This is a genomic window from Nocardioides luti (genome assembly GCF_014212315.1).
Lineage (GTDB): Bacteria > Actinomycetota > Actinomycetes > Propionibacteriales > Nocardioidaceae > Nocardioides > Nocardioides luti.
This window is the reverse complement of the sequence record NZ_JACKXE010000002.1, coordinates 243852-267217: the sequence shown is the minus strand read 5'-3', so window position 1 is coordinate 267217 and position 23366 is coordinate 243852. Positions and strand designations below refer to the sequence as shown.

Here is a 23366-nt window from a genome sequence, read left to right as displayed (position 1 = left end):
CACGACCGCCTGGAGGTGGCCAGACCGATGCAGCGTGAGCGACGACGAGACCCCTACCCGTGGACCTGGGAGATCCCCGTAGCGGTGGCCTTGGCGACCCTGTTCATCATCGTCATTGGCATCCAGCTCGGACGATCAGTCGCCAACCTGGTCGCCGGCGCCGGATGGACATGGCCCGACGCCAACGCCGGCGCGTTCCCCTCACCCATCGGCACCGCCTTCTGGACCAGCCTTCCCGGCGTCCTCGGCGGACACGCCGACGCCGGGCTGCCCAGCCCCACCCCCGACGGTCTGGCCGGTAGCGGCCTGGTCTGGGTCAGCCTCGCCCTGACTGAGGTCGCGCTGCTCACCGCGACCATGTGGCTCGGCGCGTGGGCCTACCAGCGCTGGGGCCCGGGCCGCATGCGCGGCATGGCGACCGCAGCCGAGGCCGAGAAGCTGCTCGGCGTCACCCGGCTCCGCAAGGTCGCCGGCATCGTCCGCCCGGACCTCTACGGCAAGCACGCCGCCGCGACAGCAGCGCCGGTCCAGCGCACCGCCGGCGACCTCACCGAACAACCCGGCCCGCAGCTGGGCCACGGCCTCAGCCCGTGGCTCCTGCATGGCCGGCGAACGAAGGAAGACCGATGAGCAACGAGACCCCACTGCAGGACAACCCGACACTTCGCACCCGCGGCCGCCGCCTGGGCGGCATCAGCTGTCGCCGCCGCGGACACCGGCCGGTCCTCGTCGGGCGCCACTACTACGTGGCTGCCGGCCAGGTGGAACTCCTCTGCGAGGCGCGCGACCTGCTGTCCGACACCTCTTTCCCGCTCCTCGGCCGCCGAAAAGAAGAACGCCACGGCCGTGCGGTGATCTGCCGTCGCTGCCTCGCCCCGTGCGGGGACACCGTTCCCGAGGTGGCGCGATGAAGCTGAGGTTCGACCCCTGGGACGTGGGCTGGCGCATCGGTGATGCCCACGAGCCGCGAGGCGGCGAGCTGTGGGTGCCGTGGGACCGCACCGCCGGCGTAATCGGCCCGCAGGGATCCGGCAAGACCCTTGACCTGCTCACCCCTGCGCTGCTCGGCGCTCCGGGTGCCGCCCTGGTGACACTGACAAAGGTCGAGGACCTGCTGCTCAGCCTCACCGAGCGTTCCCGCGACGACCGGCCCTGCGTGGTGCTCGACCCCTTCGGCCTGGCCGAGGGCGTCGTCGACGAGCTGATCTGGGACCCGATCGCCGGCTGCGTGGACCCCAAGGTCGCCGAGCGGCGCGCCAAGGCTTTCACCGCCGGCACCGTCAAGGGCGCGATCACCGGCGGCACCGGCGACGATGCTGCGCGGTTCTACGCCGCCGAGTCCGCGAAGGTGCTGCAGGGCTACTTCCACGCCGCGGCGCTGACCGGTAGGACGCTCGAGGACGTGCTGCAGTGGGTCGCCAACCCCACCGCAGCCACCCAGCCGATGGAGATCCTGCGGCGGCACCCGCACGCCGAGCCGTTCTGGCACGGCCTCCTGCACGGTGCGCTGAACGGTGACGACCGCACCGCCGGCAACACCGTCACCACAGTGCAGCAGGCGGTCTCGCTGTTCTTCCAGGCCGACATCCGCCGCCGCTGCATTCCCAGCCCCGGACGTCCCGCCACCGACCTCGCCGACGTGATCCGTCGACGCGGCACCATCTACCTGCTCGGCCGCGAAGACCCCTACGCCTCGGCCAGCCCCCTGATGACCGCCGTGGCCGAGCACGTCTTGGACACCGGCCTGCTGCTGGCCAACAGCTCACCGTGGGGCGGCCGGCTGTGCCCGCCCCTGGTCTCGGTGCTCGACGAGCTGCCGTCGACCGCGCCGCTTCCGACCCTGCGCACCCGAATGGCCAACGAGCGCGCCCTGGGGCTGTCGTTCATCTGGGCCGCCCAGACTCGGCCCCAGCTGACCAGCATCTTCGGTGAGCACGAGGCCCGAGCACTGCTCGGCCTCACCAACGCCCTGGTGATGTTCGGCGGCTCCAAGGACGTCGCCTTCAACCAGGAGATCTCCGACCTCCTCGGAACGGTCCGCATCGGGCGGGTCACCCACTCCACCGGCGGAGCCAGTGGCGGTGGGCGCAGCTTCTCCGGCGACGACATCCCGATCATGCGGCCCGAGGAAGTCCGGCAACTGCCCGAACGCCAAGCTCTGGTCGTCGCCGAGAACGGCAAGCCGATCATCGCCAAGCTGCACCGCTGCGTCGAAGGCAAGGCCGGGGAACGCCTGCTGGCCGACCAGCGGGCGCTGCGCGAGCGCCTCACCAACGACCGGCGCATGGTCATCACCCCCGAGGCCCGAGCCACCGCCGCGCTCGTCGAGGCACGCCGTCTCGGCTTCGTCGACGACGAGACCGACCACGCAAGGAGTGAACTGTGACCACAGAGCAGCAGACCCGCCGGGCGGCACCCACGCTGATGGTCTTCCCGTTCCCCGTCCCCGGGGACCACGTCCGCCTCGCCTACCGCGAGCTCCACATCGCCATCAACGGGACCGAGGAGGAGAAGAAGGCCCTGGGTAACCACGCGCTGCTGTCGCGGCCCTGGGAGCCGTCGACCTGCCTGGACCCCGAGCTGCGTCACGACCTGTGGGAGTGGCTCGAGGACGTCGTGATCTGGCTCAACCGCGAGTACACCTGGGACGTCTCCGGGCTCATCCCCAGCTGCTGGCCTCTGCACCCGCACCTGGTCCACGAGATCGCCGTCCTTGCCGACCAGCGCCGGCGGGCCGGCCTGGCGATGACCAGCGACGCGCTCGAGGAGTGGCACCGCTACTGCCTGGCGGCGTTCACCGACCGGATGCGCAACAGGCTGCGCACCCACTGCGACGACGAGCACAAGAGCTGGCCGGCCAAGCCGCGCCACAGCGAGCACCTGGCCGACGCCAGCCGCCAGCGCCGCGAGAACACGTTCGCCCACGACATCGACGCTCTGCCCGTCAACCGGCGGGCACACGAACAATCGCCGGCCGGTCCACCGCGGCTCGGCCTCGTCGACCTCGACACCGGCGAAATCCACGACGACGAGCTGGGCGGCGCTCTGCCGCGCACCCGCACCGAGAAGGGACCCCGCGAATGATGCAGATGAACGAACGCTCCGAGGCCATCCGCCGAGCCCAGCGCGCCCTCAAGGCTCTCGGCGAGCACCCGCGCTCAAGCAAGAAGGAGCTCGGCCACGCGCGCGAACACGTCAACGCCTGCTACTCCCACGGCTCGGGTGAGTACGTGTGGAACGCCGTTGCACAGGTCGAGGCGATGGCCAATCGCCGATACGGCGTACCGAGCACAGAGGAGCAGCGTCAAATGGTCGAGGCGACCGAGGACCTCGAGGAGCCTGCGACAGCCGCCCGCGGCCGAGCGGCCGAGGACCGCGCAATCCCATCGACGTCGGCGACCCCAGACGTGGAGCTCGCGCCCACTGCATCGCGATGAAGTGGGCACGACGGGCTCAAGACGGCGTTAGAACGCCGCTGAGAGAACGGCAACCCCTGCCAGCGGGTAGTCACACACCGCTTCGTTGTGGGAGAGCCATTCTGAGCGTTCTCGCCCCTTCGACCTCCCAGGCGTAGGACTGATGCCGGATCAGCTGACCTCAGCGCTCCTCATCGTGGTGACTATCGCCTACCTCGGCGGAGCCGTTCTGTTGATCGTGGCGCTTGCGAAGGTCCTGCTCGCCTGGTCGGTCAGCTGGCGCACCAGCGCGCAAACAAGCCCGGTCGACGTCCTGCTGCAGCAGCGGGCCGCCGCGGCGATGGCCGCCGTCGCCGCAGTCGCGAACGTCCCGCCTCCGGCAACCGACGTCGTTGCGATCCTGGGCGCCCCGGTCGCCGGGGAAGCCGATGGGACCGTGGGCGATGGTGGTCTCGCGGTGACCCGCTTCCGGGCTGGTCGTCCCCCCACCGTGGTGTTCGCGCGGGCCGCGCTCACCGGCCTCAGCGCCCGCGCAGTGCAGAGCCTGGCCGCCCACGAGCTCGGCCACGTCATCCGCCGCGAGCGCAGTTCGGCCGCGGCGCGGTACTCGTGGCTGGTCGGTTACCTACTCCTCGTGTTGGCAGGCGCTGGTCTCACTGCAGCTGCTCTTGCGGCCTCGCCCCAGCTGGCCGGCCCCTCATTGCTGGCCACGATGAGTGCGGCCGTGGCGTTTCTCGGTCTCCGCTTCACCTTCGACCGGCGCGAAGAGGCCACCGCCGATCTCTTCGCCATCGACCTGACTCGCGACCTGGACGCGGCCGCCGAGCTGATGCGGTTCTACGAGAAAAGCCTGGCGCGGCCGACGCCCGACGGCGGCCCCGCGTGGTCGCGGCTGGAGCGGCGGTGGTTCGCAACCCACCCCGAGCCGCAGGCGCGGCTCGCAGCCATGCGCAGTCGCCTTGGGTGACTTCTCGAACGCGGCGGCGAAACACCTCTGGTAGCAGCCGGGCCGACCTCGTTGGCCCGTTCAGCGGCTGGCAGCCGACGTAGTCCATCCGGTCGGCCGCGGCCTGGGTAGACCCTGGCTTCTTCGCTGCGTGAGGATGACGATCGTGACTCCAACCGATCTGGGACCAGTTTGGCGGCAGCACAATTGCTCACGTGAGCACAGGACCTTTCTGACGATGGCGAAGTGCATCTGGAACGACGCTCCGTGGGTCTCCGGCGAAGGAGCTATCGCGTTGGTGGCGTGCAGACCTTCTGGGCCTGTCAGGTACCGGCACGGAGCCGTGTCCCTGCACCAGACGGCTGATAGTGCGTTGGAGGCCAAGACGTTGATCGACGAGACCGGCTGCGGAGGCCGCTGTCACCGCGACCACAGGATCGTGCAGCTGGTCTTACCGTGACGCCAGCCTGCGGGCTTCCGGAGCGGGTCACCGGCGAGGGGTACCGCGGCGGGGCGGCCGCGGACGGTTCACGTCCTGCCGATCTCGTGCCACGCCCGGCGACTGGGTCGGCGCCGGGGTGCTTTCGCCGGTGTCGATCGGGATCTCGAGGCGGGACACGATCCGGTAGCGCAGGTCACGCGCAGGGCTGTCGCCCAGGGGCTTCTCAGCGACCAGGCCGCGCGTGGCGGCGCCGACGTCTTGACCCTGCTCGTGGGCCTGCTGCAGCATCGCGGCGGTGGCCGGCCAGTCGCCCTGCTCGAGCAGCCGCGGGTCGAGCTCGCGAGCCAAGGTGGCCCACCGCTCGGCGGGGGTCTTCTCGGCCGCGGCCGAGAGCCGTGTGCGAACCTCGCTGCTCTTGTGGAGCTCGGCCAGTGCCGCCTTCCGCGGGTCGGCATCCCAGGTCTTGATCGCGTCGCGCAGGTCGCGTCGCGCCTGCAACTGGGAGAGCTGCAGCCGGGCCCGGACCTGGTTGACGCCCGGCTCCCAGGCGCGGCTGGGACGTGCCGAGATGACCCGCATGGCGGCCAGATGTGCCTGCTCCGGGGCGAGGTTGTCCAGCCGCTCGGTGAGCAATTGGTCACCGAGCGAGCGGAAGGCGGGCTGGCCGCTGGCCACCGCGGCAGTGAGCGCGGCGGGCCCGCGCTGGGCGAGTAGGTCGGCGGGGTCGAGGCCGTCGGGGAACCGCGCGAAGCCGGGGTCGAGGCCGTGCGGGGTGAGCATCCAGAAGTCGCGCTCGGCCGCGACCTGGCCAGCGAGGTCGGCGTCGGTGGCCACGATCGGGTCTCGGCCGACTGCAGCCAGCTGGGCGGCCTGCTCATCGGTCAGCGACGTGCCGAGGGGCGCCACGCCGAGGTAGAGGCCGGCGCTGGCCAGCGTGACCGCCACGGCGTCCATCGGGCCCTCGACGATCACTGGGACCGCACCCTCGGCCAGCAGTTCGTCGACGACACCGAATAGCTGGGCGCCCTTGTGGAACAGCGGGGTGGCGGCTGTGTTGAGGTACTTCGGGCCGCCCTTGTCGGCGTGGGTGAGGTCGGGCCGGCGGCGGCCGACGAAGCCGAGCACTTCGCCCTGGTGGATCACCGGGAACATCACCCGGTCGCGGAACCGGTCGATGAGGCGACCGGTGCTGGCCTCGGTGGCGACGCCAGTGGCCACCATCTCGGCGTCGCTGACACCGCGGCCGCGCAGGTGGTCGACCAGGTTGGTCCACCCGGCTGGCGCCTGACCGGGACGGAACCGCTCGTCGCCGGCGAGGTCGATGCCGAACCGTCCGGTGAGGTAGTCGCGGCCCCACGAGTCGGTGAACCGGGCCTCGAAGAAGGCCCGTGCCATGTCGTTGATCTCGAGCATGCGCTCACGCGAGACGGGGGAGGAGTGCCACTCGTCGGCCCGCTGGTACATGACCCGGAGGTCGGCGTCGGTGGGCTCCAGTCGGCTGCCGCCGAGGTCGCGGATGTAGGCGGCCAGCGTCAGGTCGGGCTCGACGAACTGGTCCTCGTCGACGTCGACCAGGTCGCCAGCGACGGCGTCGACCACGTGCTCGTCGGCCACGTGCTCGTCGGCCGCGTGCTCGTCGTACGGGCCGGGGTCCTCGGCGAGCGGCCAGTCGGCCCAGTCGGGGTCGGCGGCGTGGTCGACGAGCGTCTCCGGGTCCGGCTCGATCCCGTCCCACAGCTCTGCGGGTGGTTCGTCGGGAGCGGTCTCCAGCGCGATCGAGGTCCGCCAGACCAGCGCCTGGCACTCGTCGACGCCCTCCCAGCCGTCGCTCGGCATCGCCCGCCCGGCACCCAGCAGAGCCTCGACCTGCCAGCCGCGCTGCACGCCGTGGTCCACGTTCGCGACGAGCGCGGGCCACCAGGTGCTGGCCTGGATGCTCGCGGCGCGCTCGGGACCGAACAGATCCGCGAGCCGCGGAGTCCACTCGGTGGTGACGCTCTCACCGTGGGAACCGTCGCCGATCTGGGAGGCAACGGCCGGGGTGAGCTGACGGGCCATGCGCCACCACACGGCCGCCGCGGCGTGCTCATCGGGCAGCGGCCCGGCCGGGTGATCGGCCGCAGTGGCGGTGCGCAGCAGCTCGTGGGCGGTGACGGCCGCGCGGGACATCGCGGCCAGCCGCTCGGCGAGCAGCGGGGTGAACTCGTCGTCGCGGACCTGCGGGGCCAGCGAGTAGAGCAGCTGGCGCCATTCCTTGAGCGCCGGCGTGTGGTCGCCGGTGACGGCGCGGTTGAGCCGTCGCTGCCAGGTCGCGGAGGCCTTCTGCAGCTGCGGTGCACCGGTTGGTCGCCGGTCGTCGACCGGGACCCGCATGGCGGCCCGCCAGACCTCGACGTTGGCGACCGTGGCGGCCTCGGGCCGGAGGCCGTTCTGTGCCCACGCCGGCAGTGCTGCCTGGTCGGTCGCCCGCGTTCGGACCTGGTCGGCGAGCTGCTCGACCAGGTGAGCGCGCTGGGAGAGGTAGGCGCCCCAGTGCGGGTCCTCAGCCAGGCGGGCCGGGACCGCGGGCATCCACGGCAGCGGCCCTGCGCCGGCGTTGCGCAGGCCGGAGGCGTCCAGGCGCCAGTCGAGGACCGCGGCGCGGTCGTGCGCGGTCTCCAGCTCCCGGTCGCCGGCGGCCGCCCGGAGCGCGTCGACAGGGTTCTCGCCGGCCGCGCCGAGCAGCAGCAGATGGGCACGCAAGGTCGGCCAGGCGGCCTCCTCCGAGAGCCCAGGGACGAGCGTCTCGACCGCGTTGTCCAGGGCATCGACCACGTTGATCGGGGCGCCGTTGGCGTCCTGGCCAACGTGGTCATGGCGCAGGAGATCCTCTGCGGCGACGTAGAGGCTGTCGAGGTAGCGCTGGGACGCCTCGCCGAGCCGGGTGGCCGGATCGGCCTGCTCGCGCAGCAGGCTGGTTGCGGACCGCTGCGTGTCGTCGCGCGCCAGCACCGACTCGAGGATGTCAGTCGGCGTGAGCGGCCGGACCAGCGTCGGGTGGATCACCGAGTGCGGGTCGCCGTCGCCGACGACCTCGAGGTAGACGTGGTTCGCGTGCGCGCCGCGGGTCATCATCGTGTAGAGCTGCTGGCGCGACTCGCTGCCGGTGGCCAGGCCGTGCATCGTGTCGGCGGTGACGCCCTGGGCGGTGTGCACGGTGCACGCGTAGCCGAGCTCGGAGGATCGGGCGACGTAGTCAGCGGGCAGCCGCACGGTGCGGCCGTGCTGGGTGTGCTGGACGGTCAGGTCGCCGCCGTCGTGGATCTCCAGCACGTTCCAGCGGTCGCCGTTCTTCACCCAGTCGGTAGCCGAAGTACGCAGGCGACGGTCGTTCTCGCGGGTGATGATCAGTTCGCCGATCGAGGCCTCGTTGCCGTCGGCGAGCCGGCGGACCGGGCCGCTGGCGGACTCATGGTCGGGGTCGGCCGGGTCGATCCCCTCGAGCCGGTGGGCGCGGGCCTGCTGGTTCAGCTCGCTGACCAGGTCGCGGGTGGGGGCGAGCATGATCGAGTCCAGGCCGGCGGCACGGTCGGCCTGCCAGGCGGCGAAGACGTCCTCGGTCATGGTGGCCAGGTCGCCGACGTGGACGCGGTCGCGGTCGAGGTAGAAGCCGAGCGACTCGGGCTTGCCCTCGCGCAGCGCGAGCGAGGCGGCGCCCTCGGCGGGGTCCTTGAACCGGACGAGCTCGGTCAGCTGCAGTGCTCCGTGAGTGGCGCGGATGTCGCGCAGGACGCCGCCGGCGCCGATCGCGGAGAGCTGCTGGTCGTCGCCGATCAGGCGGACGCTGCCGCCGCGCTCGAGGATGTAGGACACCGCCGCGTCCAGCGAGAGGGTGTCCGCCATCCCGGCCTCGTCGATGACCACGAGGGTGGAGGCGTCGATGCCGGCGACCCAGGCGGGCATCGCGGCGCCGGACTCGCGGGCCTGCTCGAGCGAGTGGGTTAGTTTGGCCAGGGTGTCGGTCTGGGTGTCGATCTGCGAGCGGAGCGCGTCCGCGGCCGCCGCTGAGGGAGCCAGACCGATGATGGTGCCGCCACCATCAGCCCAGGCGCTGGCCAGGGCTCGCATCGCGGTGGTCTTGCCGGATCCGGCGGGCGCGATCGCCAGCTGCAGCCGGGCACCGGAGGTGGCCATCTCGCGGACCAGCGTGGCCTGTCCGGCGTTGAGGGTGATGCCGTTGGCGGTCGACTCGAGCAGCGCCAGGTCGACCGAGGACGGCTCGACGGCGTACCCGTCGTGGCGGCCGGCGACCTCGACCAGACGCTGCTCGGCGGCGAGTACCTTGCCCGAGGTGAACAGCACGGCGCCGCTCTGGGTGTAGACCGAGGCCCCGTCCGCGCGCCGCAGCTCGACCAGTTCGCTGATGGCGTCCCAGGGTCGGGCCATGCTCACCGAGCGGCCGTCGAGGACCTCGCTGACGAGCAGTTCGACGACCTGGGAGACCTGGTTGGTGGGCACGTTGGCGCCCCGGACCTGCCGCTGGGCCTCGGCGTAGACGTGCCAGAACTGCCAGGTGCTCCGAGCTCCCTCCATCGTCGCCACGATCCGGTCGGTCGTCTTGGCGAACCAGGCCGAGTCGGCCAGCGACCGCGCTGCGCCCTTCGGGTTCAGCGCCCCGTGGACCATCTGCTTGACCCGTTGAGGGGTGCCCAGCGCCTCGATGGCCTCACGGCTCCAGGTCTCGCGCTGCTCGGCCAGCGAGCGCGGCTCGTGCTTGGCCTCGCGGGTCTCCAGCGTCGCCTGCTGGGACAGCTGGATGGTCTCCACCGGCGTCGGCGGGCGGCCGTGGGTGGCATGGAACGCGGCCGCGAGGACCTTGCGGCGGTCCTCGACGCTGGCGCGGCGCTTAGAGAAGCGGCGGTTCAGCTCGGGGTCGACGCCGACGATCTCGCGCACCGGCCGCTTGCGGGCGTCCTCGTTCGGCCGCTCCTTAAACCGCACGCCGAGGGCGTCGACCAGGTGCCGCTCGAGCGCGGTGTTGTAGGTCTCCGAGGCCGAGACCACCGCCTTGTGCAGCGGCCGGCCATCGATGGCCAGCCACTTGCCGTCGAGCGTCTGGACCTTGTTCGCAACGGCGACGTGCGTATGCAAGTCAGGGTCTCCCGCGCGGGAGTCGCGGTGGGTGAACGCCGTGGCGACCAGGCCGCGGACGTCGACCTGGCGGACGCCGTTGGTGCCCCGGCGGGTGAACAGTGCCTTGGATTCGATGAAGCCCAGCGCGTCCTTGATCGCCGCCTGGTGGGCCCGCTCGATCACCGCGGCGGTCTTCGGGTCGGAGATCGCCCACAACACCGAGACGCTCTTGACCGGGGAGAAGGTCAGGTCGTAGCCGGCCACCGCGTTGGTCTTCGCTCGGGAGTGCCTGGCGATCGCGGCGGCCAGCTCGCGTGCGTCGGCGGGTTCGCGGCCGTGCTCAGCACGGAAGAACTCGGTGCCGACCTCGGTTCGGACCTTGGCCCGGTCGGCCGCGGGGACCGGCCAGTCACCCGGCAGGCCGGCGGCCTCGTTGAGGGCCGCGATGCGCTTGGCGACCTCGATCCGGAACGGGCTGATGTCGTTTTCGTAGACCTTGTACGGCGTGCCGAGCTGGCGGGCCGTCTTGTAGTCCGCGTCGGTCGGCCGGTCGACGCCGTCGCGGCCGATGCGCAGGTCCAGGTCCTTGGTCCGCTGGGTGGCCAGCGGGTGGTGACCGGAGCCGAACAGGCTCTGCATGTGGTCAGCGGTGACGACGTCGCCGGCGTCGAGCCCTTCGAGTCCCTCCATGCCGGAGCCGACCCACACGCCGGGAGTCTCGCCCCTCTCGGTGTAGTAGCTCGCGAGGCCGGTGTGGCCCTTATCCGTGGCGTCCATCGCTGCGACCTGGCGGGTCAGGTAGTCGTACCCCGACCCCGCCGTCAGCTTGTGGAGGCTCATCGTCACGGTCACCTACGTGCGCGCGGGCGCCCGCTGCGATCACTTCCGGTCGGATTGCTGATGTGTTCTTTCTATTCGGCAGACCGAGAATGCAAGAGGTGTGTGGCACTTGGAAGGTCGCGGAAATCTGGGGGGACGCTGAGGGGTGTCGGTGACGGCTGGGGCGTCGGGTCGGGCTGCGGGAGTTGAACGGGCTGGCTGGGGTCGAGGTTGGTGGGTTCGGAAGGCTTCTTGGCCGGAGGTGATCGCACGGGGACCGGGATTTGTCGTAGGTGACTGTCAGAGTCCATGTCGACACGGAGTGAGGACCGATGAGTCAGCAGACGATCAAGCAGCAGGCGCGGCGTACGGCGCGGGAGATGGCCGACAAGAGGCGGCGCGAGCGTGAGGAGCGCGAGCGCCGGGTGGTCGACCTGGCCGAACAGGTCATGGTGGCGATCGGCCAGCGGGACGCGGCGGTGGCCGAGACCGAGAAGCGCGCTGGGGATGCGCTGCGGGAGTTGACCGAGGTCGAGGGGCTGTCCCTGGGCGAGGCGGTCGAGTGGTGCGGCGAGACGATCACCGTGCGGGAGGCGACGCGGCTGCGGCGGCTGGCCGCACCGGCCGGCAGCGCGGAGACCGAGGGCGGCCCGGCCGCCGAGGGGGAGCCCGACGCGGCGGCCGAGAGCGGGGGAGCGGGTGCCGGCTCGGCGGCTCGATGACGCCGGCCTCGCGGCGGTCGCGGCGGCGCTCACAGACCCGGCGGTGCTCACGCGCTACCGGGCGAAGGTGGCCACGGTGCCGGGCAGTGAGTGCCTGTGGTGGACCGGGGCGGTCTCGGGTCGGTCCGAGCGGGAGCGCACCGACGGCGGTGGCCATGGCCGGTTCTGGTACGCGCCGGGTCGGGTGATCATCGCCCACCGGTTCGCGTACGCGGTGATGCACGGTGTGGACGCGCTCGCGGAGGCGCGGCTGCTCGGGCACCGCTGTCACAACCCGCTGTGCCAGCGGATCGCGCCGGAACACGTCGTGGTCTCGACGGCGCGCAAGAACCGGCAGGAGTGGGCCGTCCAACGGCGACTGCCGTACAGCCCGCTGGCCGACCCGCGCGGGCCGCGTCGGCGGGCTCGGGAACTGCGTGACCTGGCGCGTGAGGACCCGCAGCTCGTAGCCGACGACCTCACGCGGCTCCAGGAGCTGCTGGGCGAGCAACTGACCCTGTGGTGACCAGCCGGACGCAGAGGGCCGCCCCGCACCGATGGCACGGGCGGCCTTGCGGTTGTTGGTCAGCCGGGCTCGCCGTCTAGGAGCCGACCGAGCGTCTCCCACAGGTCGAGGTAGCCGTCCGCGTCCTCGGGCGACTGCTCGCCCCACTTGGCGTGAAGAGCGCGAATGCGGTCGAGCCGGTCGAGCCGGTCAGGCAGCGCGGTGCGGGCAGCGGCCATGAACTCCACGTCGGCGGCGTGGCCGGTGGTCTCGAGGCCGAGCCGGTGACGGTGGCCGGTGTAGTAGGCCGCGAGGATGTTGTCCGGGATCAGGGCGTCGGCGGCGGTGGCACGGATCTTGTCGCCGTCCGGAGTCCAGGGGCCGGGGGTCGCGCGCTCCTCCAGGGCGCGGAGGCTGGCGTCGTCGCTCATGCGGGCTGGTCCTCTCGTGCGGCGGCCAGGTCGAGCCGACCGGACGCGGCGGTGGCCACGGCGGTGATCCGGGCGGCCAGTGCGCGCAACTCGGCGGGCGTGCCCTGGATCGCGACCACTTCGTCACCGGCGAGGGTCAGGACGGGCTGGCGGTGCTCCCCGGCGCCGATCCAGTCGTCGCCGGGTGTGAACACCTGGACGCTGGTCTCGCGGGCGGCCAGCCACTCGATGTGCGCGCTCACGGGGTCACCTCGGCGGGCGCGGTGCCGATGAGGCGGCGGAACGCCTCGATGTCGGCCTCGAGGGAGAACAGGCGGCGGCGGTGCGTGTCGCTCTCTGCGGCGACCTCGGTCAGGACCTCGGCGAGGCCGTCGAGGAACGCCAAGACGGCATCGGCGGTGACGGTCTCGCGCAGCGCCGTCCACGGCTTCGGGACGCGGCTGCTGGCCGCGTACGGCATCCGCGTCATGGCGGCGAGGATGCGGCGCTGGTCGCGCTCGCTGATCACGGTGCCGGTCGGCTCCGGCTGGGTCTGCTTGGACATCACTGCTCCTGTTCGGTGGTGGTGCGGTGGGCGTACTCGGCGTGCAGGGCGTCCAGCGCCGTGGCGACGCTGGACAGGGCCGCGTCCAGGTGGGCGCTGGCGGTCTCGGGGGTCCAGCGGCGCACGTCGCGCAGCCGGTGCTCGATGACGATCAGGTCGCAGGCCGTCTCGCTGAGGGTGTGCCGGTCCTTGGCGGCGCTGGCCTCGACGTCGGCGGCAGGGGAAGTCGGGGTGTTGTCCCGCTTCGCGATGGTGACGAACTGGTTGAGCGGCAGGATGCGGGCGCCGAGGACCAGGGCGGTGATGTGGACCCTGCGTCCCGCGCGGCCGGGCTCATCCACGGAGACGGTGGTGATGGGGAACGCGACGCCGGTTGTGGGGTCGACCAGGGTGTCGGTGGGCCGGAGTTCCCATGCGCGGACTTGCTCGGTATCGAGGGCGGTGGTTTCGGTCATGGCTCCTCCTTCGGTTGGGCCGGTGGCGGGCCGGACTCGGGGTCTCAGCCCGCCACCGGAAGAACTGGCGCGGATGGTCAGGCCGGGGCGAGCGCGGTCCAGGCGCGGCGCTTGATCCGGTCGGGGTCGTCGCTGGTGAGCACTCGCGTGGCGCGGGCGGTGGCCTCGTCGCCCTTAGCTCGGACGGGGGCGTAGTGGTCGACGTACTCCGCGAAGGCCTGGTAGCCGGCCCACGCGGTGTCGCGGATGCCGGCCTGGGTGTCGGCGTCGGCGAACAGCCAGTGCAGCCGGGAGCGGCGGCGGCGCTCGGTCTCGCGGACCCGGTTGGTGGCGTTGCCCTCGGCCTTGCCGAACGTGGCGTCGATCAGGGCGTCGAACGTGGCGTCGGTCATGGTCTGCTGGATCAGCCGCTCGGCCTCGACCTGGAACGCGTCGACGTAGGTGACGGTCAGCCCGAGCGCGTCGCGGGCGGCCTGGACGGCGGCCTTGGCGTTGCGCGTGTGGCGGATCGAGAACGACGACTCGTGGTTGCTCAGGGCCGCGCTCTGGGTGTTCGCGCAGACGACGCGGACCGGGGTGACGAGGATGCGGAACGCGCTGGTGCCGTCGTGGCTGTTGAGCGCGGCGATGTTGAGGTCGACGCGGTCGGTGCCGCCGACCGTGAGTGAGTTCGGCAGCTGCATGGTGATGAACACCTGCCGCCCGCCGCGTAGCGACCCGGCTGTGTCGAAGATCGCGCCGGACTCGTCGGCCAGCAGGTTCAGGAACTCGGCGTGGTCCTCGTTCTGCAGTGGGGTGTAGCCGCCGCCAACGACGCCGAGCGCCTCGGGCTGGCCGGTGAACGGGGTAGTGCGCACCGTGGCGAACCCGGGGACCTCGATCGGCGTGACGCCGCCCTCGCTGACCTCGGCGGTGGTGAGCGGCAACTTGCGCACCTCCCAGCCGCCCAGGTGGCCGAGCGTCATGGCCTCCTCGGCGGAGAATGCGCGGTCGCGGACGGTTGTGCCCAGCCGGTGCCAGGCGTCCTTGCGGGCGAAGACGGCGGCAGCGTGCGTGCCGTGGGTCTCGATCTCGTGTGACATGCGGGGTCCTCCCGGGTAGCGGATCAAACGAACTGAGTTCATTCTATGGTTTCTATTCCACTGAGGGCGGTTCTCCACAGGGAGAACCGGCCTCGGGTGGGGGAGGGGCGACGCGTCAGGCGGCGCTGTCGCTGGCCTCGTCGGCGTTGGCCTCGCCCTCCGTGTCGGCGTCCGGCTCGGGCTCCTCGCCGAGCAGGATGCACTCGACCTCGCTGGGCTGGTAACCCCACTCCACGAGCGCGCCGAGCACGCGGGCGTCCCACGCGCTCGGGTTGCGCCAGGAGTGCTTGCCGGTGGTCGCCTCCCATGCGGCGACGACGGCGGCGAGCGTGGTCATGGTCGCGGCCTTCGGAGTGGTCGCCTTGGTGGTGATCTTGCGGCACTCGTCCTGGCCTGCGCCGTAGTAGCCGGTCGGGGCCGGGATGCCGAGCAGCGTGAACAGCATCGGGTGCCGGTGGTCCATGGCCTTGCTCAGCGAGTGGTGGCCGGTGACGACCGCCTCGCAGATCAGGGCTTCGGCTCCTTCCGGGGCCGTCTTGCGAGCGACGAACCCGGCCAGCCACTCGCGGCGCACCGTCTCCGCACTGGCCCACGCCTTGTTGTAGGCGATCACACGGCGGCGCTCCTCGCGGCGGGCCTCGGCCTCCTCCTCGCTCTCGCCCGCGTCCTCGTCGGCGGTGCTGCCGCTGCTCGCGCCGCCACTGACGCCGCCACGACGCCGCAGGCCGGAGGCGTCGAGGTCGGTAACGACCCACACCGGCACGTACTGCTGGTAGGGCTCGGCGGGCTCGTAGTCGTCGGCCTCGTCGTCGGCCTCGTCGTCGGTGTCGTCCTCGCTCTCGTCGTACTCGTCCTCGGGGTAGACCCACTCCTTGACGACGTGGACGCGAGCGCCCGGGACGCTGGGCCACTCCTCCTCCGGCACCGGCTCGCCCTCGGCGTTGAGCAGACGCTCGATGCGCAGCACCTCGTCAGCCGCCGCGACCTCTTCGGCGGTCAGTACCGGCAGGCCCTCGCCGCGCAGCCGCTCGACCTCGGCGGCGTCGGCCTCGCGCTCGGCGACCTCGTCACGCAGCTGTTGTGCCTCGTGCGTCAGGGAGCGGCGGAAGCGCTTGGCGTACTCCAGGCGCTCCACGGCCTCGGGGTCGTGCTCGAACTCGGCGAAGATCGCGGCCTCCTCCAAGGTCAGATCGCCGGAGTCGAGCCGGTTGCGGGTCTGGTCGGCCTTGGTGACCGCCAGGGCGGCGTTCACGGTCGGGCGGTCGATGCTGGTGCGCTTGGCGATCTGCGCTGCGCTCACGCCGAGCAGGGCCAGCTGCTCCACGCCCGCGACGATCTCGGTCTCGCGCATCCCGGCTCGGTGGATGTTCTCGACCATCTGGTCACCGATCCGGTCGGTCTCGGCGGGCTGGGGGACGACCCGCGCCGGGATGAGGCCGGTCGGGGTGCCGACGTCGGCGGCGGTCACGGTGCGGCGCTGGCCGCGCAGCAGGACGTACTGGCCGTTATCGTTGCGGTAGACCGTGACGGCCTCGATGACGCCGCGCTCCTTGATCGACTTGCGGAACTCCTTGTGGTCGGGTCGCAGGTCGGTGCGGACGTTGGTGCCGATGATGATGTCGGCGGGGTCCAGGTGCAGGAACTCCTCAGCCGGGGCGGCGTCGGTGCCCTCAGTGGTGGTGACGGCGTCGGTCTGGATGGTGTCGGTCATGCGGCTGTCCTCCGTGAGTAGAATAGAAAGAACTGACAGGACCAAGTCTCCCAACGGGGCCGACGCCTACCGGCTCACAGCGCGAACCTGTGGAAAGGTGGGCACGTCCGGAGGGTGGGGAACACCCCGCTCCTACGGAGGCGGACTCCGCTGCGGCGACGCGGCGCAGCTGCACCCTCGTAGCTGTCTGGACGGAAGGAATCGAGCGAGAGTGGGAACGGCTGCACACGGCCCCGCCCGGGAATGCAGCGGCGTTGGTGTTAGCGCCAGGTGCTGCAGCTGGCGCTGGGCCAGGGGAGTGGCGGCATGAGGAGCCAGACCACGACCCCGGTCGGCATCTACTGGAAGCCCGGCGTGTGGGACCTCGCCCGATCGGCCTACGTCGCCGACCTGGACACCGACCCCGACTCGCCCGGATCGTTCGTCGGCTGGCTCGCCCAGGCGCTCGAGCTGCACGCCCGGCGCTCGCCCCAGCAGCGCGCCGAGCTCGCGGCCGCCAGCGAGAAGCATCCCGCCCTGGTCAGCGTGACCCGCAAGAGCTTCAACAAGAAGCACGACCTGCCGGCCTCCACCATCGAGGCCGTCGAAGACGCGCTCGTGGCCGACCGCCAGGAGCTCGGCCGGATGCTCGCCCGCTCCGCGTTCGCCCAGGAAGCGGTGATCGCCGCGGGCGAGGAATCCCGCCGGCGGCTCGGCCACGACCTGCCTCCGCCACCGCAGAAGCTCAGCAACCGACCGCCGCGGCGGCGGCCGGCACGGTAGGCCCAGCTGGTGGCCGGCACAGTTGTGTCGATCCCTGCCTCTCGCGTCCTTCTCAGCGCCCCGATCCGGTACCCGAGAGCCGGTCGGGGCGCTTCTTTGCGCCCTCACTGCGCCCTGAGGAGCAGCTCCTTCGCGAGCACGAGCGGAAACGAACAAGTTCGGCCCAGGTGATCGCTGCGGGAGCCCGACGGGACCTAGGTGACTGCGGGACCGATTCCGACGTCTCGCAGTCACCTAGGAGGAACTCATGTCCACCACCGTCACCTTCGCCGGCAACCTGGCCGAGGCTCCCGAGCTGCTCTACACCCGCGAGAACAAGCCGTTCGTCAGCTGCCGGGTCCTGGTCAACCGGCGCGTGCAGAACGACGAGGGGGAGTGGGTCAACGACGGGCCCACTGCCCACAACTTCAATATCTTCGGCTCGGCCGCCACCCACGTGCACGACAGCTGCGGATCCGGCGACCCGATCTTCGTCCACGGCCTCGAGCGCACCGAGAGCTGGCCGGACAAGGAGACCGGCGAGAAGCGCACCAAGGACGTCGTGGTCGTCGACAGCCGCTTCGGCGAGGTCGGCGTCTCGCTCAAGTACGTCTCCGCGCGCATCGATCGCGCCGCCCGCCCGGCCCAGGCCAGCTGACCGCGGGGAGGGTTCCGATGGATCTCGTCGTTCAGTCCCCGGACGAGCTGCTCGCCGCCGTCCCGCATGTCCTCGGCTTCAAGCCCGAGGAGTCGATCGTCCTGGTCCCGTTCGGGCCCGGGCTCCCGATCACCCGCGTCGACCTCCCGACCAGCGCGACCGCCCGCGAGGAGGTCTGGGACGCCATCAGCGGCCCCTACGGCCGCCACGCCCGCCCCGGAGCTCGGCTGGGCATCCTCTGCTTCACCGGGGACCGCCGCAGCGCCGAGCTGGCCAGCCAGCACCTGTCCAACCGACTCGAGACCGTTGGCATCACCACCCAGATCCGGCTGTGTTCCGACGGGGAGCGGTGGCGGGAGTTCAACACCGGCACCACCGGGCTGCAGACCCAGGCGACCGCCGAGCGGATCGCGGCCACGACCGTGCTGTCCGGCGCCGCCCAACCGGCCTCCAGCCGGTCCTCGCTGGCCGCCTCCATGGTCGGCGACCGCGAGCCGATCGCCCAGCTGATCCCCGCAGCTCGAGCAGAAGCCGCGGCCAGCTCGCCGGCCGCGGAGCGGGACTGGGCCCTGGACCGTCTCGAGCAGTTCCACACCGACGGCAACCGGCTCTCCGACGTCGACGGCGCACGGATGCTCCTCGCGCTGGAGAAGATCGGCACCCGCGACGCGCTGTGGGAGGGCATGACCAAGGAGAACCACACCTCCCACATGGCGATCTGGAACGACCTCACCCGCCGCGCCCCTGACGAGGTCCGCGCGGCGCCGGCCTCCATGCTCGGCTTCGCCAGCTGGCTGCACGGCGACGGCGCCAAGGCCTGGTGCGCACTCGACCAGGTGCCCGCCGACCGGCCCTACTCCATGGCCGCCGTCGTCGCCTCCGCCCTGCAGAACGGGATCCACCCTCGCGAGTGGGAGCGGTATCAGACCCAGATGCGGGACCTCGCCGGCGAGCTCGACGAGTCCTTCGTGCCCAAGCCTCCCGAGAAGCAGCGGGATCTGCCGCGCACCCAGCCCACCACCGACCGCCGGGCCCCGGGCCGCTGAGGAGACCGCGATGAACTACGACGACACAGACCCGATCGACCAGATAGACGCCACCCAGCTAAGCGCGACAGAGCGCCAGCTGCGCCGCCTGGTGGTGCCTGAGCCCACGGCCTACGCCCCCGACAAGCGCCTCGACGTCATCCACGATCCGGACCTCGACCTGCTGTGGGGAGGCGAGGCGTGAGCAGCTGCGCCGACCGGAGGTGAATCGTGAGAGGTGAAAGCCATCCCTGTCCGAAGTGTGTCTCCTCAGCATCAGGCTCGCGTAGTGTTAGTATGAACACTATGGAGGTGTCCCGGCGCGTCAACGAGAAACGTCGTGTTGGACTTCCGATGGAGCTGGCGGTGCTGTCGGGGATCAGGCCGAGGGTATGGGTCACGGTGGGCCTTGCTGATGACCGGCGGTGGGCTCTTGTGCTCACGCCGGTGCCGGCTCCGGACGATCCCGGCGCCGCGGCGCGGCGTGACCCTGTTCGACCGCGGATGGTGACGGAGGTGATGCAGGTGACGTTGCCGAAGCTGTTGATGGAGCGGGTTGGGATGAAGCCTGATGACTGGGTGTTCGTCAGCTCGCTCGGCCAGGACCGAGGGATGCGAGTGGTCCCTCAAGCGAAGGTCATGTTGCGTGAGCTGCCCACTGCGCGGGCGGGTAGGTTCGCGGGCCGCGGCGTAGTCACTCCAGCAGGTGTGTCGTGATACTCCGGGCGTTGGGCCATTCGGCCCGCCGACTAGCAGCTGGCGGCGGCGTCTCGTTGCGGGGGTGGGGGGTTACCCCCGCGGTCGCGCTGACGGATGATGTCGCCCGGGGCGCGGCTCAGGCGCACCGCAGTGACGTGGGTGGAGAGGATCGTTGGGGGTGGTGCAGATGCTGACCCGGGAGCGGCTCGGCATCGCCAAGCCCACGCCACGCGGTTTGGCGCATTGGCACGATCTGCAGCCGGCCGAGGCCGCCGAGTTCGTACGCCGTGACGTGGTCGGTGCAGGGGTGTGCCTGCCGGCGGTGTGGTTCTGCGACGGCCTGCTGGTGCCGGTGGTGTCGTGGGACGTCGAGGCTCTTGAGGGGCGGGTCGCGACTGGGCGGGGTCCGGTGCTGTACCGCTCCATCCTGGCCGACCGGCTCGAGCACGGGCGCGACCACATCGAGCCTGCCGTCCTGCGCATGGAGGCCTTCATAACCCTGTGGCCGCTGTCGGCGGCGCGGGGTGCACTAGCTGCTGCCTCGGCCTACGCATCGGCGGTCGCGGCCGCCCCCTCGCCCCCAGGGGCAGATGGCTGGGATGTCTTCGAGTGCGACTACTACGGGTTCACCGTGGCCGAGGTCAACCCGGTCGGCGCTCGAGTGGTCGTCGAGGGCCTCGGACGCGCCAAGCACTCCGAGGGCGGGGTTGCGCACCAACGTCGCCTGATGGAGGAGCAACTGTTCGACGTGGCTCTCCGAACGGGCGTCACGCCAGCCTGCTGAACGAGCGCTGCGGCTGAGCCGGAGGCTAGGACAGTGGCGGCAGACTCGGCGCGAGCTTGTGCCACGCGCCCTGGAACTTGGGCGGATCCCAGTTAAGGCCGGTCTCTGCGGCGATCTCCATGTTGGTGACCTGCGCGTGGTTGCACTGGCCGACCCAGGCGTGCTGACGGTGCAACGGGCTCGAGGCGTCGAGGATGTTCTGGCCGAGCTCTGCGATGGCTGTCAGTGAGTGCTGGTATGCCGCGACCTCGTCGTGGATGTGGCTCAGGGGCCGGTTGAAACAACGATGGCACCCGCAGATCCATCGTTCCTGGTGCTCCTGGTCGAGCGCGATCGCGGTGTTGAGAGTGTCCAGGGCCCGGTAGGCCATCGAACGGGGCACGTAGATCCCGATCCGCGCTCCGCCGTTGAACCCGCCGCCCTTCTCCTTGGTCGGGTAGAGGTGTCGCAGCGCCGTGGTCGTCCCGACGGCGCCGAGGCTCGCACCGAAGGCGACTGCGCCGATCACGGAGATGTCGCAGCGCAGCAACGCGATCTTGACCTCGGCCTCGGCGAGCAGTCGGACCAGTCCGGCGACGGCGTCCTGGACGCCGAGTGGGTCGTTGTCGTGCTCGAGCACCAGCGCGACCGGGACTGCGGCTTTGTTGATCTCGGCGATCAGGCTGGCGACGTCCTTCTTGAGCCAGTCGAGATGGAGTGGGAGCACGGCGACCACGTCAGGCCCGAGAGCGCGTGCCTCGTCGAGAACCGCGGCAAGAGCCGTCTGCTTCTCCGCCGGCACGTAGGGGGAATCAGTGAGGGCCGCGGAAAGGCCGAGCTCGCGCTGCACGGCGACCCATGCCGGGTCGAGGTTTGAGCCCGTAGCCGTGGCGACAGCTCGGTTCTTCCCGGCATACCTGTTTGCGTCGGCTAGCACGACAATCTCCGCGCGCACCGGTTGGGCGGATGCATCGGCAGGAGCGGCTGCGGCGATCGTGACTCGGCACTCACTGACCACGCGCCGCAGTTCCTTGATGCGGTCCTTCATCCGCGGGTTCAAGGTGAGCAGGAGGCCGGTCTCCTCAACCGCGACCAGGGCAGCCGCGGCGCTGAGGTGACGTGTCGCGCACGCGGTCTGCAAGAAAAGGGACGGGCAGCCTGCGAACAGCGGGTTCGGGCTCGGAAAGCGGCCTGCGGCGGACCTGGCCCCGACCTCTCCGATCTGCCCGGACAGGACGTCGACCTCGCGGCCGATCACTACACCGCGCCCTGCGGCCGGGTGGGCGTGGCTGTCGTCGCGGGCTCCGCGGTGGATGCTGCTGCGGATCTGCATCCGGGGTCTTGCTCCTTCCACCTGGCTGGGTGTGGACAGCCTAGGCCGCGAGGCCGACGGCTCGACGGTGTTCAGCGGCGGTTGTGCATGAGTCGCTGTCTGATCGTTCCTGTGGACGACTGCGCCGTCGGCGTCAGCGGCCGGGTTGTGTGCCTGGCCGTTCATGGCTGCACCAGCCGTAGCGGGGTCGCGGGAGGTGTCTCGCGGGGCGGTCGGTAGTGGGCCTTGAACGGGGCTGGGAGCATCCCGGCGGTCTTGGCGAGCTCGTCGATGGTGTAGCCGTGCTGGCTCAGGTGCACCTCCATCACCCTGGTCAGGGTGCTGGGAGTTTCGGCCGGCAGGGCACCGGGCTCGAGCTGCTTCCAGCCCAGCTGGTTGAGCCGGATCTGGAACTGGCGATACTGCCGATCGGAGATCTCGTCGAGGTCGTAGGCGCGCCGGATCAGTGCCGCGATCGACATGCCCCACTGGGCCTTGAGCTGGATGAGCCGTGGGAAGTCGCGGGTGGTCAGGCCGGCCAGCTGCGGTGCGATCTCCTCGGCCGGGGCGAGGAACTCCGCAGCGAAGATGTCGGCCTGCTTCTCCTGGTCGTCCTCGGGGATGGTGTGGAGGAGCAGGTGAGCGAGCTCGTGGCAGGTGGTGAACCTCTGCCGGTCGGCCGGCAGACCGAGGTTGACGACCATGATCGGCGGGCGCCCACCGTCACGTGGCCAGGTGGACACCGCGTCTTGGGCGTTGGTGACCAGCGACCGTGCCACCACGATGATGCCAACGGCCTCGAGCACCTCGACGACGTTGTGGATCGGGCCGGTCGGGACTCGCCAGGAGGCGCGTACGGCGCGTGCCGCGGCCGCGGGGTCGCCGTCGAACAGGTCGAGGTCGAGACGGTGCAGCTCGGTGTCGGGTACGAGCTCGATGCCGCGCAGCAGGCCCTCGACAGAGACCCGGGTCAGGTGAGTGAGGGCCTCGATGCGCCGCTTGGTGGAGGCGTTGATCTTGGAGTGCCGGCGCCGGTGGTGCATGCAGGTGACCTCCAGCCCCTGCACGGGGGTGTCGTCGACCAGCAGCTCGACCGGGCACTTCAACGCGTCCGCCACCTTGAGGAGGTTCTCACCGGTCAGGGGCAGCAGGCTCGACTCGACCTTGGAGATGTAGCCCTGGCTCAGACCGGCGGCCTCGCCCAGGTCGAGCTGAGTCAGGCCGAGCGACTCCCGCACGAGGGTCACCATCCGCGGCCGTGCCTGGTCAGACACCACGACCTCCTCCGGGGCGAGAGCCGGCTGCGAGGCGCTTGGCAGCGGCCGTCTGCGCCGAGCGGATGATCGGTGGCGACAGCGGCGCGAGCGGCATCTGCACCGGGCCGGCGACCGAGCCAACAACAGGGGTCGTGCTGGTCATGCTGGTGAGTGGGATCGGAAGAGAGTAGAAGACGTCGGTGAAGCCGAGATGGCAGACCAACTCGAGGCGCGAGATGTTCTCCTCGGCGGTGTCCAGGACGTAGCCAGCGGTCAGGACGGTGAACGTCTCCATGCCCGGCAGGCACGGGTCGCCGAGGTGGTAGGCCAGGCTGAGCGCCCGGTCGGAGTCGCTGCGGCACAGGCCGAGCTCGGAGGTGAGCTTGCGGAACCGGACCCTGAGACCGCCGCCGGCCAGGCTCACCCACGGCCGGCCGAACTGGTCGTCCTCCACGGTGGCCTCAGGCACCCGGTTGAAGATGCGGTGGGCCGGCTCACGAGTGAAGTCCGAGACCAGCATCCCGCGCGAGGAGGCGCCGGCAAAGGCCATCTGCGGCGCCGCCAAGCGGCGGGTGGTCGCGAACCCGCCCCACGCTTCGATGAGGACCTGACCGAAGAGTGGAAGGTGCCTCCCCACTGCCTGCGCGACCGCCTCGTGGCTCGCCGGCGCGGTGACCGGGAACTCGTTCGCCTCGCTCGATGCAGTCATCTCGATCCTCTGCTCGGAATGCTCTGGGAATGAAAGCGT

Annotated in this window: 24 protein-coding genes; 14 read left to right on the top strand and 10 right to left on the bottom strand. The window is 71.0% G+C overall.

The genetic code is table 11. The features are described 5' to 3' along the window. Positions 1-90 precede the first annotated feature (90 nt). The 6 genes from H5V45_RS20245 (at position 91) to H5V45_RS20220 (ending at position 4383) form a co-directional block, all read left to right on the top strand. A complete protein-coding gene (locus H5V45_RS20245; RefSeq protein WP_185254949.1) occupies positions 91-630 on the top strand; it encodes a hypothetical protein in 540 nt (179 codons plus the stop codon). Beyond that, positions 627-911 carry a hypothetical protein gene (locus H5V45_RS20240; RefSeq protein ID WP_056680641.1) on the top strand — a complete coding sequence of 95 codons (285 nt, stop codon included), beginning with the start codon at positions 627-629 and terminating at the stop codon, positions 909-911. Before H5V45_RS20245 ends, H5V45_RS20240 begins: the two co-directional genes overlap by 4 nt. Beyond that, positions 908-2386, top strand: coding sequence for a type IV secretory system conjugative DNA transfer family protein (locus tag H5V45_RS20235; RefSeq protein WP_056680644.1), 1479 nt, complete (start codon positions 908-910; stop codon positions 2384-2386). The genes H5V45_RS20240 and H5V45_RS20235 overlap by 4 nt, the downstream gene beginning before the upstream one ends. After that, entirely contained in the window at positions 2383-3084 is a 702-nt protein-coding gene (locus H5V45_RS20230; RefSeq protein WP_056680647.1) for a hypothetical protein, read from the top strand. Before H5V45_RS20235 ends, H5V45_RS20230 begins: the two co-directional genes overlap by 4 nt. A 5-nt stretch (positions 3085-3089) precedes the next feature. Beyond that, complete coding sequence (locus tag H5V45_RS20225; protein WP_156393578.1) at positions 3090-3437, top strand: hypothetical protein; 348 nt, start codon at positions 3090-3092, stop codon at positions 3435-3437. 142 nt (positions 3438-3579) lie between these two features. Continuing rightward, entirely contained in the window at positions 3580-4383 is an 804-nt protein-coding gene (locus H5V45_RS20220; RefSeq protein ID WP_056680653.1) for a M48 family metalloprotease, read from the top strand. A gap of 466 nt (positions 4384-4849) precedes the next feature. Here H5V45_RS20220 and mobF read toward each other — a convergent pair whose 3' ends face one another. Continuing rightward, positions 4850-10756 carry a MobF family relaxase gene (gene mobF / locus H5V45_RS20215; protein WP_056680657.1) on the bottom strand — a complete coding sequence of 1969 codons (5907 nt, stop codon included), beginning with the start codon at positions 10754-10756 and terminating at the stop codon, positions 4850-4852. Between the two features lie 311 nt (positions 10757-11067). Here mobF and H5V45_RS20210 point away from each other — a divergent pair, with 311 nt between their 5' ends. After that, positions 11068-11457, top strand: a complete 390-nt coding sequence (locus tag H5V45_RS20210; RefSeq protein WP_056680660.1) for a hypothetical protein — start codon at positions 11068-11070, stop codon at positions 11455-11457. Continuing rightward, positions 11435-11962: a hypothetical protein gene (locus H5V45_RS20205; protein ID WP_056680664.1), complete on the top strand. Its 528-nt coding sequence runs from the start codon at positions 11435-11437 to the stop codon at positions 11960-11962. The genes H5V45_RS20210 and H5V45_RS20205 overlap by 23 nt, the downstream gene beginning before the upstream one ends. 59 nt (positions 11963-12021) lie before the next feature. Here H5V45_RS20205 and H5V45_RS20200 read toward each other — a convergent pair whose 3' ends face one another. The 6 genes from H5V45_RS20200 to H5V45_RS20175 all read right to left on the bottom strand — a co-directional run bounded on the left by H5V45_RS20200 (position 12022) and on the right by H5V45_RS20175 (position 16164). Then, on the bottom strand, positions 12022-12372 hold the full coding sequence (locus H5V45_RS20200; RefSeq protein ID WP_056680667.1) for a hypothetical protein: 351 nt from the start codon (positions 12370-12372) through the stop codon (positions 12022-12024). Beyond that, entirely contained in the window at positions 12369-12614 is a 246-nt protein-coding gene (locus H5V45_RS20195) for a hypothetical protein (protein WP_056680670.1), read from the bottom strand. The genes H5V45_RS20200 and H5V45_RS20195 overlap by 4 nt, the downstream gene beginning before the upstream one ends. Then, positions 12611-12916 (bottom strand): hypothetical protein, encoded by a 306-nt coding sequence (locus tag H5V45_RS20190; RefSeq protein ID WP_056680673.1) that lies wholly within the window; start codon positions 12914-12916, stop codon positions 12611-12613. Before H5V45_RS20190 ends, H5V45_RS20195 begins: the two co-directional genes overlap by 4 nt. Further along, the gene (locus tag H5V45_RS20185) at positions 12916-13371 is read right to left on the bottom strand and encodes a hypothetical protein (protein WP_056680676.1); all 456 of its coding nucleotides are present in this window, start codon (positions 13369-13371) and stop codon (positions 12916-12918) included. Before H5V45_RS20185 ends, H5V45_RS20190 begins: the two co-directional genes overlap by 1 nt. Positions 13372-13448: 77 nt before the next feature. Beyond that, positions 13449-14453 carry a DUF932 domain-containing protein gene (locus tag H5V45_RS20180; protein ID WP_185254948.1) on the bottom strand — a complete coding sequence of 335 codons (1005 nt, stop codon included), beginning with the start codon at positions 14451-14453 and terminating at the stop codon, positions 13449-13451. Positions 14454-14568: 115 nt separating this feature from the next. Beyond that, complete coding sequence (locus tag H5V45_RS20175) at positions 14569-16164, bottom strand: ParB/RepB/Spo0J family partition protein (RefSeq protein ID WP_056678551.1); 1596 nt, start codon at positions 16162-16164, stop codon at positions 14569-14571. Between the two features lie 306 nt (positions 16165-16470). Between H5V45_RS20175 and H5V45_RS20170 the strand changes: the two genes are divergently transcribed. The 6 genes from H5V45_RS20170 (at position 16471) to H5V45_RS20145 (ending at position 20071) form a co-directional block, all read left to right on the top strand. After that, on the top strand, positions 16471-16926 hold the full coding sequence (locus H5V45_RS20170) for a hypothetical protein (RefSeq protein WP_082563665.1): 456 nt from the start codon (positions 16471-16473) through the stop codon (positions 16924-16926). A gap of 247 nt (positions 16927-17173) precedes the next feature. After that, positions 17174-17563 (top strand): single-stranded DNA-binding protein, encoded by a 390-nt coding sequence (locus H5V45_RS20165; protein WP_056678545.1) that lies wholly within the window; start codon positions 17174-17176, stop codon positions 17561-17563. A gap of 17 nt (positions 17564-17580) precedes the next feature. Next, entirely contained in the window at positions 17581-18609 is a 1029-nt protein-coding gene (locus H5V45_RS20160) for a DUF4192 domain-containing protein (protein ID WP_056678543.1), read from the top strand. Between the two features lie 10 nt (positions 18610-18619). Then, positions 18620-18793 carry a hypothetical protein gene (locus tag H5V45_RS20155; protein ID WP_185254947.1) on the top strand — a complete coding sequence of 58 codons (174 nt, stop codon included), beginning with the start codon at positions 18620-18622 and terminating at the stop codon, positions 18791-18793. Positions 18794-18894: 101 nt separating this feature from the next. Next, positions 18895-19305, top strand: coding sequence for a hypothetical protein (locus H5V45_RS20150; RefSeq protein ID WP_156393525.1), 411 nt, complete (start codon positions 18895-18897; stop codon positions 19303-19305). A 160-nt stretch (positions 19306-19465) separates the two neighbouring features. Continuing rightward, the gene (locus H5V45_RS20145) at positions 19466-20071 is read left to right on the top strand and encodes a hypothetical protein (protein ID WP_185254946.1); all 606 of its coding nucleotides are present in this window, start codon (positions 19466-19468) and stop codon (positions 20069-20071) included. Between the two features lie 25 nt (positions 20072-20096). On the opposite strand, the gene H5V45_RS20140 is transcribed toward H5V45_RS20145, so the two are convergent. The 3 genes from H5V45_RS20140 to H5V45_RS20130 all read right to left on the bottom strand — a co-directional run bounded on the left by H5V45_RS20140 (position 20097) and on the right by H5V45_RS20130 (position 23327). Continuing rightward, positions 20097-21383, bottom strand: a complete 1287-nt coding sequence (locus H5V45_RS20140; protein WP_056678532.1) for a hypothetical protein — start codon at positions 21381-21383, stop codon at positions 20097-20099. Positions 21384-21544: 161 nt separating this feature from the next. After that, complete coding sequence (locus tag H5V45_RS20135) at positions 21545-22636, bottom strand: helix-turn-helix domain-containing protein (protein ID WP_156393524.1); 1092 nt, start codon at positions 22634-22636, stop codon at positions 21545-21547. Beyond that, complete coding sequence (locus tag H5V45_RS20130; RefSeq protein ID WP_056678527.1) at positions 22629-23327, bottom strand: hypothetical protein; 699 nt, start codon at positions 23325-23327, stop codon at positions 22629-22631. Before H5V45_RS20130 ends, H5V45_RS20135 begins: the two co-directional genes overlap by 8 nt. Between the last annotated feature and the right edge of the window lie 39 nt (positions 23328-23366).

Excerpts from the sequence above, each read along its gene's own strand:
- H5V45_RS20170 (WP_082563665.1), top strand. The coding sequence starts at position 16,471 with ATGAGGAGCCAGACCACGACCCCGGTCGGCATCTACTGGAAGCCCGGC.
- H5V45_RS20140 (WP_056678532.1), bottom strand. The coding sequence starts at position 21,383 with ATGCAGATCCGCAGCAGCATCCACCGCGGAGCCCGCGACGACAGCCAC.
- H5V45_RS20200 (WP_056680667.1), bottom strand. The coding sequence starts at position 12,372 with ATGAGCGACGACGCCAGCCTCCGCGCCCTGGAGGAGCGCGCGACCCCC.
- H5V45_RS20220 (WP_056680653.1), top strand. The coding sequence starts at position 3,580 with ATGCCGGATCAGCTGACCTCAGCGCTCCTCATCGTGGTGACTATCGCC.
- mobF (WP_056680657.1), bottom strand. The coding sequence starts at position 10,756 with ATGAGCCTCCACAAGCTGACGGCGGGGTCGGGGTACGACTACCTGACC.
- H5V45_RS20210 (WP_056680660.1), top strand. The coding sequence starts at position 11,068 with ATGAGTCAGCAGACGATCAAGCAGCAGGCGCGGCGTACGGCGCGGGAG.
- H5V45_RS20185 (WP_056680676.1), bottom strand. The coding sequence starts at position 13,371 with ATGACCGAAACCACCGCCCTCGATACCGAGCAAGTCCGCGCATGGGAA.
- H5V45_RS20130 (WP_056678527.1), bottom strand. The coding sequence starts at position 23,327 with ATGACTGCATCGAGCGAGGCGAACGAGTTCCCGGTCACCGCGCCGGCG.
- H5V45_RS20155 (WP_185254947.1), top strand. The coding sequence starts at position 18,620 with ATGAACTACGACGACACAGACCCGATCGACCAGATAGACGCCACCCAG.
- H5V45_RS20165 (WP_056678545.1), top strand. The coding sequence starts at position 17,174 with ATGTCCACCACCGTCACCTTCGCCGGCAACCTGGCCGAGGCTCCCGAG.
- H5V45_RS20225 (WP_156393578.1), top strand. The coding sequence starts at position 3,090 with ATGAACGAACGCTCCGAGGCCATCCGCCGAGCCCAGCGCGCCCTCAAG.
- H5V45_RS20175 (WP_056678551.1), bottom strand. The coding sequence starts at position 16,164 with ATGACCGACACCATCCAGACCGACGCCGTCACCACCACTGAGGGCACC.
- H5V45_RS20240 (WP_056680641.1), top strand. The coding sequence starts at position 627 with ATGAGCAACGAGACCCCACTGCAGGACAACCCGACACTTCGCACCCGC.
- H5V45_RS20235 (WP_056680644.1), top strand. The coding sequence starts at position 908 with ATGAAGCTGAGGTTCGACCCCTGGGACGTGGGCTGGCGCATCGGTGAT.
- H5V45_RS20180 (WP_185254948.1), bottom strand. The coding sequence starts at position 14,453 with ATGTCACACGAGATCGAGACCCACGGCACGCACGCTGCCGCCGTCTTC.
- H5V45_RS20150 (WP_156393525.1), top strand. The coding sequence starts at position 18,895 with ATGGAGGTGTCCCGGCGCGTCAACGAGAAACGTCGTGTTGGACTTCCG.
- H5V45_RS20160 (WP_056678543.1), top strand. The coding sequence starts at position 17,581 with ATGGATCTCGTCGTTCAGTCCCCGGACGAGCTGCTCGCCGCCGTCCCG.
- H5V45_RS20190 (WP_056680673.1), bottom strand. The coding sequence starts at position 12,916 with ATGTCCAAGCAGACCCAGCCGGAGCCGACCGGCACCGTGATCAGCGAG.